Source organism: Variovorax sp. GW531-E2 (genome assembly GCF_059423125.1).
Genome location: NZ_JBWKXQ010000003.1, coordinates 37,853 through 51,694 on the forward strand (window position 1 = coordinate 37,853; position 13,842 = coordinate 51,694).

Annotated in this window: 13 protein-coding genes and 2 riboswitches; of the genes, 4 read left to right on the plus strand and 9 right to left on the minus strand. The window is 68.7% G+C overall.

Annotation, left to right across the window (positions count from 1 at the left end; genetic code table 11):
* The first annotated feature begins 48 nt into the window (after window positions 1–48).
* The 3 genes from AC07XP_RS03045 to AC07XP_RS03055 all read left to right on the plus strand — a co-directional run bounded on the left by AC07XP_RS03045 (window position 49) and on the right by AC07XP_RS03055 (window position 2,578).
* Window positions 49–1,167: a DUF2855 family protein gene (locus AC07XP_RS03045; protein WP_495263761.1), complete on the plus strand. Its 1,119-nt coding sequence runs from the start codon at window positions 49–51 to the stop codon at window positions 1,165–1,167.
* 142 nt (window positions 1,168–1,309) lie between these two features.
* Window positions 1,310–2,221 (plus strand): DUF3014 domain-containing protein, encoded by a 912-nt coding sequence (locus AC07XP_RS03050; RefSeq protein ID WP_307694026.1) that lies wholly within the window; start codon window positions 1,310–1,312, stop codon window positions 2,219–2,221.
* A gap of 117 nt (window positions 2,222–2,338) precedes the next feature.
* Window positions 2,339–2,578, plus strand: coding sequence for a hypothetical protein (locus AC07XP_RS03055; protein ID WP_495263762.1), 240 nt, complete (start codon window positions 2,339–2,341; stop codon window positions 2,576–2,578).
* 31 nt (window positions 2,579–2,609) lie between these two features.
* Here the strand turns inward: AC07XP_RS03055 and gcvP are convergent, their stop codons facing one another.
* The 6 genes from gcvP to AC07XP_RS03085 form a co-directional block, all read right to left on the minus strand.
* Complete coding sequence (gene gcvP / locus AC07XP_RS03060; RefSeq protein ID WP_492726007.1) at window positions 2,610–5,519, minus strand: aminomethyl-transferring glycine dehydrogenase; 2,910 nt, start codon at window positions 5,517–5,519, stop codon at window positions 2,610–2,612.
* A 58-nt stretch (window positions 5,520–5,577) separates the two neighbouring features.
* On the minus strand, window positions 5,578–5,949 hold the full coding sequence (gcvH, locus tag AC07XP_RS03065) for a glycine cleavage system protein GcvH (RefSeq protein ID WP_062474411.1): 372 nt from the start codon (window positions 5,947–5,949) through the stop codon (window positions 5,578–5,580).
* 71 nt (window positions 5,950–6,020) lie between these two features.
* Window positions 6,021–7,196, minus strand: coding sequence for a glycine cleavage system aminomethyltransferase GcvT (gene gcvT / locus AC07XP_RS03070; protein WP_495263763.1), 1,176 nt, complete (start codon window positions 7,194–7,196; stop codon window positions 6,021–6,023).
* A gap of 47 nt (window positions 7,197–7,243) precedes the next feature.
* Window positions 7,244–7,348, minus strand: a riboswitch (glycine riboswitch).
* A gap of 12 nt (window positions 7,349–7,360) precedes the next feature.
* Window positions 7,361–7,451, minus strand: a riboswitch (glycine riboswitch).
* Window positions 7,452–7,482: 31 nt separating this feature from the next.
* A complete protein-coding gene (locus AC07XP_RS03075) occupies window positions 7,483–8,019 on the minus strand; it encodes a hypothetical protein (protein ID WP_062474467.1) in 537 nt (178 codons plus the stop codon).
* Window positions 8,020–8,115: 96 nt separating this feature from the next.
* On the minus strand, window positions 8,116–8,607 hold the full coding sequence (locus tag AC07XP_RS03080; RefSeq protein WP_495263764.1) for a L,D-transpeptidase Cds6 family protein: 492 nt from the start codon (window positions 8,605–8,607) through the stop codon (window positions 8,116–8,118).
* Window positions 8,608–8,850: 243 nt separating this feature from the next.
* Window positions 8,851–10,041, minus strand: a complete 1,191-nt coding sequence (locus AC07XP_RS03085) for an MFS transporter (RefSeq protein ID WP_495263765.1) — start codon at window positions 10,039–10,041, stop codon at window positions 8,851–8,853.
* Between the two features lie 109 nt (window positions 10,042–10,150).
* Here AC07XP_RS03085 and AC07XP_RS03090 point away from each other — a divergent pair, with 109 nt between their 5' ends.
* A complete protein-coding gene (locus AC07XP_RS03090; protein ID WP_495263766.1) occupies window positions 10,151–10,930 on the plus strand; it encodes an AraC family transcriptional regulator in 780 nt (259 codons plus the stop codon).
* A gap of 36 nt (window positions 10,931–10,966) precedes the next feature.
* On the opposite strand, the gene AC07XP_RS03095 is transcribed toward AC07XP_RS03090, so the two are convergent.
* From AC07XP_RS03095 to AC07XP_RS03105, 3 genes are all read right to left on the minus strand, one after another.
* Complete coding sequence (locus AC07XP_RS03095; RefSeq protein WP_062474420.1) at window positions 10,967–12,259, minus strand: TRAP transporter large permease; 1,293 nt, start codon at window positions 12,257–12,259, stop codon at window positions 10,967–10,969.
* 10 nt (window positions 12,260–12,269) lie between these two features.
* A complete protein-coding gene (locus tag AC07XP_RS03100) occupies window positions 12,270–12,782 on the minus strand; it encodes a TRAP transporter small permease (protein ID WP_062474469.1) in 513 nt (170 codons plus the stop codon).
* An 80-nt stretch (window positions 12,783–12,862) separates the two neighbouring features.
* Complete coding sequence (locus AC07XP_RS03105) at window positions 12,863–13,837, minus strand: TRAP transporter substrate-binding protein (RefSeq protein WP_095744873.1); 975 nt, start codon at window positions 13,835–13,837, stop codon at window positions 12,863–12,865.
* Window positions 13,838–13,842 lie beyond the last annotated feature (5 nt).

The window sequence follows — 13,842 nt, forward strand, 5'->3', positions numbered from 1 at the left end:
ACCGGGTTTCCGAACCCGCGGCGAAGCGGGCCGTCCTACAGTTTGCGAATGAACAACGCATTCACTTTAACCCGCCTCGAAACGCGCAAGAACGCACTCGGAACCACTCGCATCGTCACTTCGGAAGACGCCGGCAGCCTGCAGCCGGGCGAGGTGCTGATGCAGATCGAGCGCTTCTCGCTCACCACCAACAACATCACCTACGCGGCCTTCGGCGATGCGGTGATGAAGTACTGGCAGTTCTTTCCCACCGGCGACGCCGACTGGGGCCACATGCCGGCTTGGGGCTTTGCCGACGTGGTGGCATCGAACGTCGAAGGCGTGGCGGTGGGCGAGCGTTTCTACGGCTACTTTCCCATTGCCAGCCACCTGCGCATGCAGCCGGTGCGCGTGACGCCGCGCGGCTTCTACGACGGCGCGGCGCACCGCAGCGAACTGGTGTCGGCCTACAACCAGTACATGCGCTGCAGCCACGACGCGGGCTACGTCGCCGCGCTGGAGGACTACCAGATGCTGGTGCGCCCGCTGTTCATCACCTCGTTCATGCTGGCCGACTTTCTCGAAGACAACGCCTTCTTCGGCGCGACGCAGGTCGTGGTGTCGAGCGCATCGAGCAAGACCGCGTTCGGCACGGCCTTCTGCCTCGGCCGCCGCGAAGGCCTGCAGCTGATCGCGGCCACGTCGGAAGGCAACCGCGCCTTCGTCGAGGCGCTGGGTTGCTACGACCGCACGGTGGCCTACGGCGAGATCGCCACGCTGGCGGCCGACGTGCCCACGCTGTATGTCGACTTCGCGGGCCACGACGCGCTGCGCGCCACGGTGCACCACCACTTCGGCGAGTCGCTGGTGTACGACTGCTATGCGGGCTCGGCGCAGAAGACCGAGTTCCTCGGCGACACCAGCGCGCTGCCCGGCCCCACGCCCAAGCTCTACTTCGCGCCCGTGCAGATCCGCAAGCGCAATGCCGACTGGGGCCCGCAGGAGGTCAACCGCCGCTTCAACGACGCGCAGGGCCGCTTCATCGCCGAGCTGAGCCGCCCGGGCAACCGCTGGATGACGCTGGCGCAGGGCCGCGGCTTCGCGCATGCGCAGGCCGTGATCGCCGACCTGCACGCGGGCCGCGTCGATCCGCGCGAGGCGCATGTGGTGCGCATCGGCGGCGCGTGACGGGCTGAGCGACTGAACTTCGGCGCGGGTGGGGCGTCACAGGGGGTTACGAGAACGTGGCGATCGTGCGGGCCGTGCAGGCCATCCTGGTGCACCATTGCCTTTCGTCTCCCCACTGCCATCCCGCAAAAGGAAACCGCCCATGTCCGACGCCGACTCCCCCCGCGACACCCCTGAATTCCGACCCCGCAAGGAAGCGCCGATGGGCACCATCGTCGGCCTGGCGCTGGTCGTGCTGGTGGCGGCCTATTTCGGCTGGCGCTGGTACCAGCAGCAGCAACTGGCGCCGCTGCCGACCGCGCCCGTGGCCGTCGCCCCGAACGACGCGCCCCCCGAGCCGCCCAAGGTTGAAGAGCCGAAGGGCCCGCAGAACCCGGTCGAGGCGCTGGCCCCGCCCGATGCCGCGTTGCCCGCGCTGGCCAGTTCCGATGCGCGTGTGATGAAGGCGCTCACCGAGCTGCTGGGCGGCAAGGCCGTCGCGGCCTACCTGCAGCCCGACGGCGTGGTGCGGCGCTTCGTCGCCACGGTCGACAACCTGCCGCGCGAGCAGGCGCCCGCCAGCAAGTGGCCCGTGCAGCCCGCGCCGCAGCGCTTCATCACCGAGGGGCCGCAGCAGGGCGGCGTGCAGACCATCGCGGCGAACAACGCGGCGCGCTACAACGGCATCGTGATGCTGGCCGGGGCTGTCGATCCGGCCAAGGCGGCGGCGGTGTATGCGCGGCTGTACCCGCTGTTCCAGCAGGCGTACGAAGAGCTGGGCTATCCGGGCCGCTATTTCAACGACCGCTTCATCGCCGTGATCGACCACCTGCTGCAGGCGCCCGAGCCCACGGGGCCGGTGCAGGTGAAGCTGGTCGAGGTGAAGGGCGACATTCCTTCGCAGCGGCCCTGGGTGCGCTACGAGTACGCCGATCCGAAGCTCGAATCGCTCTCGGCCGGCCAGAAGATCCTGGTGCGCATGGGGCCCGAGAACGAGCGCAAGATGAAGGCCAGCCTGCGCGGGCTGCGCGCGCAGATCGCCACCGGCGAGATCGCGAAGAAGAAGCAGCCCTGAGGCGCGATGCACTGACAGCGCCCCGCCTGCACGCCCTGTAGGCGCGGGCCGATTGCATGCGGCGCGAAGGGCCGAGATGATTTGCGCCTACGACTTCGAGGGCAAGCCATGAACCTGATGAGCGTCGATCTTTACCAGAGCACCACCGACCCCGGGAAATTCCTGGCGCTTCCCGCCGGCACCGACCCGACCGAACTCATGGGCCCGATGACCTTCGATCGGGACTACGCGCACATCAAGCGCTACCAGGCGGCCTTCGCGTTCGATCCGTCCGAAACCTACGCGGGCGTGAACGCCGCGAAGATCGCCGCGGACCTGCTCACCGTGAAGTGGGCGATGTACCGCCGCGAAAGCTGAACGGCGGGCGGCCTGCGCCGCCGCGCCTTCGTCAGGCTTCTTCGGTTTCCTGATACTCGCCCACCGGCACGCAGCTGCAGAACAGGTTGCGGTCGCCGTAGACGTTGTCGACGCGGCCGATCGGCGGCCAGTACTTGGCCTGCTTGAGTTCGGCCAGCGGGAACGCGCCGAGTTCGCGCGAGTACGGGTGGCTCCACTCCGTGCCGAGCAGGCTGGCGGCGGTGTGCGGCGCATGCTTGAGCGGGTTGTCGTCCTTCGACCAGACGCCTTCCTCCACACGGCGGATCTCGCCGCGGATGGCGATCATCGCGTCGACGAAGCGGTCGAGCTCGGCCAGCGGTTCGCTTTCGGTCGGTTCGACCATCAGCGTGCCGGGCACGGGGAAGCTCAGCGTGGGCGCGTGGAAGCCGTAGTCGATGAGGCGCTTGGCCACGTCTTCGGCGGTGACGCCGCTGGTGTCCTTGAGCGGGCGCAGGTCCAGGATGCACTCGTGCGCGACGTGGCCGTTGGGGCTCGCGTACAGCGTGGGGTAGTGGTCCTTCAGGCGGGCGCTGATGTAGTTGGCGCTGAGGATGGCCGTCTCGGTCGCGGCCTGCAGGCCCTTGGCGCCCATCATGCGGCAGTACATCCAGCTGATCGGCAGCACGGCCGCATTGCCCAGCGGCGCGGCCGACACGGCGCCCACGCCGTTCGAGGGCACGCCGGCCGTGGCGTGGCCCGGCAGGTAGGGCACGAGGTCTTCGACCACGCAGACCGGGCCGACGCCCGGGCCGCCACCGCCGTGCGGAATGCAGAAGGTCTTGTGCAGGTTCAGGTGGCTCACGTCGCCGCCGAACTCGCCCGGCGCGGCCACGCCGACCAGCGCGTTCATGTTGGCGCCGTCGACGTACACGCGGCCGCCATGTTCATGCACGAGCTCGCACAGTTCCTTCACGCGCGTTTCGAACACGCCGTGCGTGCTGGGGTAGGTGATCATCACGGCGGCCAGGTGGGCGCTGTGCTTCTCGCAGGCGCGCTTGAGGTCGTCCATGTCGACGTTGCCCTGTGCGTCGCAGGCCGTCACCACCACCTGCAGGCCCACCATCTGGGCGCTGGCCGGGTTGGTGCCGTGGGCCGACGAGGGAATCAGGCAGATGTTGCGGTGGCCCTGGCCCTTGGCTTCATGGAAGGACTTGATGGCCAACAGGCCCGCGTACTCGCCCTGCGAGCCCGCGTTGGGCTGCAGGCTGATGCCCGCATAGCCGGTGGCCTCGCACAGCCAGGCGCGCAGCTGCGCGTCGAGCTGGGCGTAGCCCTGCAGCTGGTCGGCGGGCGCGAAGGGGTGGATGTTGGCGAACTCGGGCCAGGTGATGGGGATCATCTCGCTGGTCGCGTTGAGCTTCATGGTGCAGCTGCCCAGCGGGATCATGCTGCGGTCGAGCGCGAGGTCCTTGTCCGACAGGCTGCGGATGTAGCGCAGCATCGCCGTTTCGCTCTTGTGGGTGTTGAACACCGGGTGCGTGAGGAAGGCGCTGGTGCGGCGCAGGTCTTCGGGAATCAGCGGCGTGGTGTTGGCGGCCAGCTCGTCGAAGCGCGGCATCGCGGTGCCGGCGGGCACGAACAGGGCCCACAGGGTTTCGATGTCGGCGCGCGTCGTGGTTTCATCGAGCGAGATGCCCAGGTGCTGCTGCAGGCGCTGGCGCAGGTTGACGCCGCCGGCCTGTGCGCGCTCGATGATCGCGGCCGTGTCGTCGCCGGTGCGGATCGTCAGCGAATCGAAGGCGGTGGTGTTCACCGGCTCGCGGCCCATCTGCGACAGGCCCTTGGCGAGGATGGCGGTGAGCACGGCCACGCGCTGTGCGATGCGCGTCAGGCCGTCGGGGCCGTGGTACACGGCGTACATGCTGGCGACCACGGCCGGCAGCACCTGCGCGGTGCAGATGTTCGAGGTGGCCTTCTCGCGGCGGATGTGCTGCTCGCGCGTCTGCAGCGCAAGGCGGTAGGCGGGCTGGCCGTGCGTATCGACGCTCACGCCGACGAGGCGGCCGGGCAGCGAGCGCTTGAACGAATCGCGGCAGGCCAGGTAGGCGGCGTGCGGGCCGCCGTTGCACAGCGGCATGCCGAAGCGCTGCGTGGTGCCGCAGACGATGTCGGCGTCGAACTCGCCGGGGGCGACCAGCAGCGTCAGCGCCAGCAGGTCGGCCGCGACGATGAAGGCGGCGTCGCACTGGTGCGCGTGGCCCGCGAGCGGGCGCAGATCGTGCACGTGGCCGGTGGTGGCGGGGTACTGCGCGAGCACGCCGAAGAACTCGCCGCTCACCATCAGGTGCGGCAGTGTTTCCGACACGGTGCTCACCTTCACCTCGATGCCCAGCGGCGCGGCGCGCGTCTTGATGACTTCGATGGTCTGCGGGTGGCAGTCGCCCGACACGAGGAAGACGTTGCTCTTGCTCTTCACGCTGCGCTTGGCGAGCGTCATGGCCTCGGCGGCGGCCGTGGCCTCGTCGAGCATCGAGGCGTTGGCGATGGCCATGCCCGTGAGGTCGCACACCATCGTCTGGAAGTTGAGCAGGGCTTCCATGCGGCCCTGCGAGATCTCGGCCTGGTAGGGCGTGTAGGCGGTGTACCAGGCGGGGTTCTCCAGGATGTTGCGCAGGATCACGCCCGGCGTGTGGGTGCCGTAGTAGCCCTGGCCGATGAAGCTCTTGAACACCTTGTTCTTCGACGCCAGCGTCTTCAGCTCGGCCAGCGCGTCGGCCTCGGTGACCGGCGCGGGCAGGCGCATCGGCCGGGCGCGGCGGATGGCCGCGGGCACGATGCCGTCGATGAGCTCCGCGCGCGTTTCGGAACCGATCACCGGCAGCATGCGCGCCTCGTCCGCCGCATCGATGCCGATGTGGCGGGCGAGGAATTCTTCGGCGTTCTCTAGTTCTTGCAAAGAGGGAAGGGCGGGAATCGGCATGGCGGTGAAGGCTCGGGGGAGAAGGAACGAAGGTGCGAGGAAGCTGCTGTTCAGCGGATCAGGATTCGGCGGCGAACTTGTCGTAGCTGGCGGCGTCGAGCAGGGCGTCGAGCTGCGCGGGCTCGCTCAGCTTGACCTTGAAGAACCAGCCGGCGGCCAGCGGGTCGCTGTTGGCCAGCGACGGGTCGGCGCGCAGCGCTTCGTTGACTTCGGTGATCTCGCCCGACACGGGCATGAACACATCGGCGGCGGCCTTCACCGACTCGACCACACCGGCGACCTCGCCTTGCGCGAAGGTCTTGCCCACTTCAGGCAGGTCGACGAACACCACGTCGCCCAGCGCGTCCTGCGCATGCACGGTGATGCCGACGGTGGCGGCGCCGCCTTCGGCCGCCACCCATTCGTGGTCCTTGGTGTATTTGATGCTCATGAAAAAACTCCTCGTGGAAAAAATGGAATCGGGGTGCAGAGCCTAGCCGGGTCTGCGGTGTTCAGTGTCGGTCAGCCGCGGTAGTAGCGCGTCGGCACGAAAGGCATCGTCGAGACCTCCATCGGCACCGGCTTGCCGCGCACGATGGCCTGCACGCGCGTGCCGGGCTCGGCGAAGGCGGCGGCCACGTAGCCCATGGCCACGCAGCGGTCGGCCGTGGGGCCGAGCAGGCCGCTGGTGACGGCGCCGATGTCGTGGCCTTCGAGCGACTGCAGCAGCGTGCCGTCGCGCACCGGAATGCGTTCGAGTGCCACGAGGCCGACGCGCTTGCGCGTGAGCGTCTTGTGGTCGGTGTGGCCGGCCGCGCCCGAGGCGACGGCGGCGAGCTGGGCCAGCACCTTGGCCGCGCCCGGAAAACCGCCTTCGCGCGCACCGCCCGCGCGGCGCACCTTCTGGATCGCCCAGTTGAGCGAGGCTTCGACCGGGGTGGTGGTGGTGTCGATGTCGTTGCCGTACAGGCACAGGCCGGCTTCGAGCCGCAGCGAGTTGCGCGCGCCCAGGCCGACGGGCTTCACCTCGGGCTGCGCGAGCAGCAGGCGGGCGAGGGCGTCGGCGTCTTTTGCGGCCACCGAGATCTCGAAGCCGTCTTCGCCGGTGTAGCCGCTGCGGGTGACGAAGGCGGCGATGCCGCCGATCTGCACCGCGCCGCCGGTCATGAACACGAAGCGCTCGATGCCGGGCGACAGGCGTGCCAGCGTGGCGGCGGCCTGAGGGCCTTGCAGTGCGAGCAGGGCGTGGTCGGGCAGGGGCTGCACCTGGCAGCGTGCGCCGATCCTGGCCTGGATGTGGGCGATGTCGGCCACCTTGCAGGCGCCGTTCACGATCACGAAGAGCGAGCCATTGCCTTCGTTGAAGAACATCAGGTCGTCGAGGATGCCGCCCTCGTCGTTCAGCAGCAGGCCGTAGCGCTGCTTGCCGGCGGGCAGGTCGATCACGTCGACGGGCATCAGGGTTTCGAACGCGGCGGCGGCATCGGGGCCGACCAGGCGCAGCTGGCCCATGTGCGAGATGTCGAACAGGCCGGCCGCATCGCGTGTGTGCTTGTGCTCGGCCATGAGGCCGGCGGGGTACTGCACGGGCATGGAATAGCCGGCGAAGGGCACCATGCGGGCGCCGAGCTCCACGTGGAGGTCGTACAGCGGGGTCTTGAGAAGTTGAGTATCCGAAGAAGCGGAAGAAGCGGCCACGGGGCACTCCAAAGGGGCAGTCGAAATCCATGGCTGCAACGCCACGGGCCACCCCTGCTGTCCGCTTTACCTGAGAGATTCGCCCCACGATCGGGGTTTGCTCCTTCGGTGGGCCGCGTGCAATGCCACGGCCTCTCTCCAGCAAGGAAACGCCGGTGGTTGCCGGCGTCTTGTCAGTCCTTTTGCCTGAGCGTTCGGGGAACCCCTGCGCCTTCGGCGGCCCCGTCGCGCGGGGCTCTCTCCTGACCCGGCGAGTGTAGTGGATCGCGGGGCCGGGGCTGGCGGCTCAGTGCACGGTTTCTGCCGGCGGCAGCAGCTTGTCGATGCGCTCGCGCAGCGAGTCGGCGCGCTCGGGGCCGGCGGCTTTCTCGATCTCGGAGAGCATCAGCGCGGCGATGGTCAGCATGGCCTCGCGGTCGCGGGCCTCGCGCAGGGCGTCGCGCATCTGGTTGGCGAAGCGCGGGTCGCGGCGCACGAACATGCGCTCGCAGATGTCGAACAGGAACATGCGCGTGGTGGCCAGCGAGCGCTTGCCGTCGAAGCTGTCGGCCGAGGTGGCGACCTGGATCGGCTCGGCGGCGGGGACGGGCGTGGGGGCCGGTGCAGGAGGCGGCGCGACCGGGCGCGCGACCTGCAGGTAGCCGCGCTGCATCAGCCCCTGGATCGCCTGCTCGGCCTCGACGCGGCTGGGGAACAGCGGGCTGAAGTCGGTCAGCGAGCGCCGGCCGTCGGCCATGAGCAGCAGGGCGCGCTCACGCTGGCTGAGCGTGCGCTGCCCGGCCTGGAGTTCGTCGCGTGCCTTCTCGGTCTTGGTGGGGAACATGGCGGCCACAGCTTTCGGAGGTCGAAGGCTGCAGCATCGTTGCAAGTGGTGACATCTTCGTGAACCATTTGCCTTACAGGGACAAGGCGGCGCGCGTCAGTTGCCCGCGCTCTCCTTGCGGATCAGCCAGCGCGGGCCCACGCGCTGCAGCTCGAGCGTCTTGCGGTCGGTCTCGGTGAGCGCGTCGGCGCTGTAAATCTGCCGGAACTGCGCGCTGGCCGAGGTGCCCTGGATGCTGATCACCAGCCCCTCGATGCCCACGCTGATGCGCGACTTGCCCGTGATGCGGGCGCGCCGGTCGGCCTCCCAGCGCTCGCGGGTCTGGCCGCGCGCGGGGGTGAAGTCGCTCGCGTAGGCGGCGAGGTAGCGCTCGACGTCGCGCGCGGACCAGGCGGCGGCCCAGGCGCGCACGGCGGTTTCCACTTCGGCGAGGTGGGTGACGGGATTGGTGGGATTGGCGGGGGCGGCTGCTGGTGCAACGGCTGCAACGGGCGCAACGGGTGCGGTGGCCGGCGTGGCCGCGATACCGGCGGTGGCCAGCAAGCCGGCAGCGACAAGGCTGCTGCCCTGGGCGACGATTCGGTGCATGGCGTCCTTCTCTTTCCTTCTTCTTGTCTGTCAGGCTCGACGTCGAAGCTTGCGTCGATTCTGGCAGTGAAAGAGAGCGCGTGCGGCGTTGAATCGCCCACGGATTTCGGTGGTCCGTGGTTCAGGGCGCGTGCACAGGACACCGGGTGCTTCCCTCCGCGAATATCCCCCGCCTTCGGCTCCTCCTTGATTTCGCTGCGGGAAGCACCCAGTGCCCTGTGCACCGGGTGCGCGGGGCAGAGCTCAGGCCGCGGCAGCCTCGCCCGCCATCACCTGCACCGTCCGGTTGCGCAGCCGCAAGGCCAGCACGGTCGCGACGCACAGCACGCACAACACCACCGTGAGCGTCACGCCGAGCCCGCGTGCATCCGACAGCAGGCCGAACAGCGGCGACACCAGCCCGCCGACCGAGAGCGCGAGGCCGAGCGTGATGCCGCTGGCGGTGGCCGGGTTGCGCGGCAGGTAGTCCTGCGCGAGCGTCACCTGCGCGGCGAAGGGCAGGAACATGCTCATGCCGAGCCACGCGGTGCAGGCCAGCGCCGCGCCGGGCGTGGCGGCGAGCACGAGGCCCGCCATGGCCGGCAGCGCGAGCAGGTAGCCGCAGCGGATCGTGCCCATGCGCCCGATACGGTCGCCGAGCCAGCCGCCGGCCAGCGTGCCCACGGCCCCTGCGGCGGTGAAGGCGGTGAGCGCCGCGGCGCCCTGGAAGGTGCTGCCGTGCAGGTCGCGCGTGATGCGCAGCGAAAGCATCGACAGCACCGTGACGTACGGGATCGACCAGCCCACGATGGTCGCCACCAGCAGGCTGAAGGCGCGCCAGTCGTTGTGCGGCTTCAGCACCTGGGCGCGGGCCTGCGCGGCGCGCGCCGCCGTGGCCGCGTGCTGGGCGGCCGCGCTGCGCCGTGCATTCGCCGCGACCCACACCACGCCCATCGCCACCGCGGGAATGCCCAGCAGGTAACTGCGCGACAGGCTGCCGCCGCCGACCACCGTGGCCGCCAGCACGGGTGCGAACGAGGCGCCGATGGTGCCGCCCACCGAGAACACGCTCATCGCCTTCTGCGAGGCGCCGCCGGCCGCGCGCGCGGCCACGGTGGCGGGCGGGTGGTAGGCCGCAATGCCCAGCCCGCACAGCGCGACCGCGATCCAGGTCAGCAGGTAGCTCTGGCTCAGGCCCGCCAGCACCACCCCCAGCGCCGCCACCAGGAAGCCCACGGGCACCAGCCAGGCGCGCGGGTGGCGGTCGGCGTACAGGCCGAACAGCGGCTGTACCACGCTCGACAGCCCGGTGGCCGCCAGCATCAGGCCGCTCACGGCCGTGTAGCTGTAGCCGCGCTCCAGCACCATGAAGGGCAGCAGCGCGGGCACGAGGCCCTGGTAGAGGTCGTTGACGGCATGGGTGCCGGTGAGCAGCCCGAGTCGGCGCGTGTTCATGCGATGGCTTCTTTCCTGGATGTCCGGTTGGAGAAAAAGAGGGAGAAAAGCCATCGTAGGAAGCCAGGGGAAGATGTTCTCGCTACGAATGTGCAAACATCATCGTGAAATGGACAAACTGAATCTGCGCCCCGACGAGGGCGAATCAACCCCGCGCGCCGTGGCCGTGCTGGCCACCGATCCGGCGGGCGACGCTTTCATTCCGCCGCATGCGCACCGGCGCGGGCAGCTCATCCATGCGATCTCGGGCGTGATGATGGTCGGCGCGGCGGCCGGCAGCTGGGTGGTGCCGCCGGGGCGCGGCGTCTGGGTGCCGCCGGGCATGACGCACCAGATCCGCATGGCGGGCGAGGTGAAGATGCGTACTGTCTTCGTTGAGCCCGGCACGCGCGCCGACCTGGGCGCCGAGTGCCGCGTGATCCACGTGGGGGCGCTGTTGCGCGCGCTGATCGTGGCGGCCGTGTCGCTGCCGCTGGACTACCCGCCGGGCGGGCGCGACGAGCGCGTGATGGAGCTGATCCTCGACGAGATCGAGGCCGCGCCCGCACTGTCGCTGCATGTGCCGATGCCGCGCCACGCGCGCCTGGCCGCGCTGTGCGAGGCGCTGATCCGCGACCCCGCGCAGCCCGCCACGCTCGACGGCTGGGCCGTGCGGCTCCACATGAACGCGCGCACGCTGGCGCGGTTGTTCGAACGCGAGACCGGCATGACTTTCGGTGCATGGTGCCGCCAGGCGCGGCTGCTGCTGAGCCTGCCGCGGCTGGCCGCGGGCGCGTCGATCCTGGAGGTGGCGCTGGCGCACGGCTACGAGAGCCCGAGCGCCTTCACCGCGATGTTCCGCCGCACGCTCGGCGTGCCGCCGAGCCAGTACCTGCACCCGCCGGCGTGAGGCGAGTGCGGGCCTGGGCGGGAGCGGCCTGCGCCGCTACTTGAATCCGAGCGCGCGCGGCAGCCAGGTGCTGAGCATCGGCACGAAGGTCAGCAGCATCAGCACCGCGCCGTGCGCCCACAGGAAGGGCACCAGCTCCTTCACCAGCGCCGACATCGGCACCTTCGACACGTTGCAGGTCACGAACAGCAGCCCACCCACCGGCGGCGTGATCATGCCCAGCGTGAGGTTGAAGATCACGATCATCGCGAAGTGCACCGGGTCGACGCCCAGCTTGATTGCCACCGGCGCCAGGATCGGCGCCAGCACCATCACGCCCGGCAGCGGCTCGATGAAGATGCCGAACAAGAGCAGGAACACGTTGACGATGATCAGGAACATCCACGGCGAGAGGTTCATGCTGATGAGCCATTCGGCCATCTGCTGCGGAATGCCCTCGATGGTCAGCACCCAGGCGAACGAGGCCGACAGCCCGATGATGATCAGCACCGACGCCGACAGCAGGGCCGAGCGCGACAGGATGTCGGGCAGCATCTTCCACTCGAGCGTGCGGTAGATGAACTTGCCGCACACCAGCGCGTAGAACACCGCCACCACCGACGCTTCGGTGGGCGTGAACCAGCCGGCGCGCATGCCGCCCAGGATCACCACCGGCAGCAGGATGGCGGGAATCGCCTTCCACGTCGTGATGAGAATTTCGCGCAGCGGCGGCGTCTGGCCGTCGCCCTTGTAGTTGCGCTTCTTCGAGACGTAGAAGTTCACCACGCACATCGCCACCGCGATCAGGATGCCCGGCACGATGCCGGCCACGAACAGCTGGCCGACCGACACGGTCTCGTCCTGCAGCGCGTAGATGATCATGATGATCGAGGGCGGAATGATCGGCCCCACGATGGCCGTGGAGGCCGTCAGCGCCGCAGCATACGAGCGGTCGTAGCCGGCCTTGTCCATCATCTTGATGAGCATCGAGCCGGGGCCGGCCGCGTCGGCCAGCGCCGAGCCCGAGATGCCCGAGAAGAAGGTCAGCGACACCACGTTGGTGTAGCCCAGCCCGCCGCGCCGGTGGCCGACGAACTGGCCCGCGAAGCGCAGCAGCACCTCGGTGAGCGAGCCGCCGCTCATGAGCTCGGCGGCCAGGATGAAGAAGGGCACGGCCATCAGCGGAAAGCTGTCGATGCCGGTGAAGGTTTCCTTCAGCAGCACCATCAGCGGGTAGCTTTCCGCGAGGATCAGGGTGGCGGCCGTGGCCAGGCCGAGCGCGAAGGCCACGGGCACGCCGATGGCCAGGAACACGCAGGCGGAGACGATCAGGACAATGCTGGCATCCATGGTCTTCTCCTTACAGCGAGGCCGACGCGTTGGCGTCGAAATGCGCGTCGGACGCGAACTCGCGGTTCAGCACATAGCCGCGCACCACCAGCAGCCAGTGCACGATCAGCAACACGCCGCCGATCAGCATCGCGCTGTAGATGTAGGCGAACGGAATCTGCGTCACGGCGGTGAGCTGGAACATCGTGCGTTCCATGTAGAGCCAGCCGTACCAGACCATGAAGCCGAAGAAGGCGAACAGCAGCCCGGCCACCACGATGCGCACCGCCACGGCCGCGGGCCGGGGCAGGGCGTCCTGCAGGTTCTCGACGGCGATGTGGCCGCCGTAGCGCAGCACGGGCCCGGCGCCCAGGAAGGTGAGCCAGATCATCATGTGGCGCGACACCTCTTCGGCCCATTCGATCGACTGGTTCGTGGTGTAGCGCAGCACGACGTTGGTGAAGATGATGACGGACATGGCCGCCAGCAGAAGGATCAGCGCCCACCGGTTGGCGGCGAGAAAGTAGCGCTCGAAAGCTTGCACGTTGTGGTTCTCTGTGGTGTCGGAAATGCGAAGCGCCCGGCACACTGAGGCGGGCCGGGCGCGGTCGGGGCGGAGCAGTCTTACTTGACGTCCGTGATCTTCTTGATGTTGTCGGCGCCGAATTCCTTGGCGTAGCCCACATAGGCCGGCTTCAGGGCTTCGCGGAAGGCCGCGCCGTCGACGGTGCGCGTGACCTTCATGCCGTCTTTCTCAAGCTGGGCGATGCCGTTGTTCTCGTCGTCGTTGACCTTCTTGCGCTGCGCGATCGACGCCTTCTTCGCCGCTTCGGTGAACACCTTCTTGTCGGCGTCCGACAGCTTGTTCCACACCTTGGGCGACAGCAGCAGCAGCGCCGGCGAGTAGACGTGGCCGGTGAGCGACAGGTGCTTTTGCACCTGCGAGAACTTCGAGGACAGGATCACCGGAATCGGGTTTTCCTGGCCGTCGACCGTGCCTTGCTGCAGCGCGCCGAACAGTTCCGGGAAGGCCATCGGCGTGGGCAGGATGCCGAAGGTGCGGTAGCCGTCCATGTGCACCTTGTTTTCCATGGTGCGCATCTTCAGGCCGGCCGCGTCGGTGGGCTTGACGATGTCGCGCTTGCTGTTCGTCATGTGGCGGAAGCCGTTTTCGGTCCAGGCCAGCGCGATGATGCCCTTGCTCGGGAATTTGGTCAGGATGTCCTGGCCGATGGGGCCGTCCATGACCTTGCGGGCGTGGTCGTAGTCGCGGAACAGGAAGGGGATGTCGACGATCTTGACCTCGGGCACGAAGTTGCCCACGGGGCCGGTCGAGGTGTTCAGCAGGTCTTGCGTACCGAGCTGGATCGCTTCGATCTGCTCGCGCTCGCCGCCCAGCGCCGAGTTGGCGAAGTGCTGGCACTTGAAGCGGTTCTGGGTGTTCTTCTCGACCTCTTCGCAGAACACGGTGGAGCCCACGCCGTAATGCGATTCCTTGGACGTCGCATAGCCGATCTTGAGAACGGTGGGTTGCTGCGCGAGGGCGGCGGTGCCCAGGGCGAGCGAAAGGCAGGCGGCGGCGATGTGGCCGAATTTCATGGTGT

What these genes read in the sequence shown, in the direction of transcription:
- AC07XP_RS03105 (WP_095744873.1), bottom strand. Translation starts at nt 13,837, where the DNA reads ATGAAATTCGGCCACATCGCCGCCGCCTGCCTTTCGCTCGCCCTGGGC.
- AC07XP_RS03075 (WP_062474467.1), bottom strand. Translation starts at nt 8,019, where the DNA reads ATGTTCCCCACCAAGACCGAGAAGGCACGCGACGAACTCCAGGCCGGG.
- AC07XP_RS03080 (WP_495263764.1), bottom strand. Translation starts at nt 8,607, where the DNA reads ATGCACCGAATCGTCGCCCAGGGCAGCAGCCTTGTCGCTGCCGGCTTG.
- AC07XP_RS03090 (WP_495263766.1), top strand. Translation starts at nt 10,151, where the DNA reads ATGGACAAACTGAATCTGCGCCCCGACGAGGGCGAATCAACCCCGCGC.
- AC07XP_RS03085 (WP_495263765.1), bottom strand. Translation starts at nt 10,041, where the DNA reads ATGAACACGCGCCGACTCGGGCTGCTCACCGGCACCCATGCCGTCAAC.
- AC07XP_RS03050 (WP_307694026.1), top strand. Translation starts at nt 1,310, where the DNA reads ATGTCCGACGCCGACTCCCCCCGCGACACCCCTGAATTCCGACCCCGC.
- AC07XP_RS03055 (WP_495263762.1), top strand. Translation starts at nt 2,339, where the DNA reads ATGAGCGTCGATCTTTACCAGAGCACCACCGACCCCGGGAAATTCCTG.
- gcvH (WP_062474411.1), bottom strand. Translation starts at nt 5,949, where the DNA reads ATGAGCATCAAATACACCAAGGACCACGAATGGGTGGCGGCCGAAGGC.
- AC07XP_RS03095 (WP_062474420.1), bottom strand. Translation starts at nt 12,259, where the DNA reads ATGGATGCCAGCATTGTCCTGATCGTCTCCGCCTGCGTGTTCCTGGCC.
- gcvP (WP_492726007.1), bottom strand. Translation starts at nt 5,519, where the DNA reads ATGCCGATTCCCGCCCTTCCCTCTTTGCAAGAACTAGAGAACGCCGAA.
- AC07XP_RS03045 (WP_495263761.1), top strand. Translation starts at nt 49, where the DNA reads ATGAACAACGCATTCACTTTAACCCGCCTCGAAACGCGCAAGAACGCA.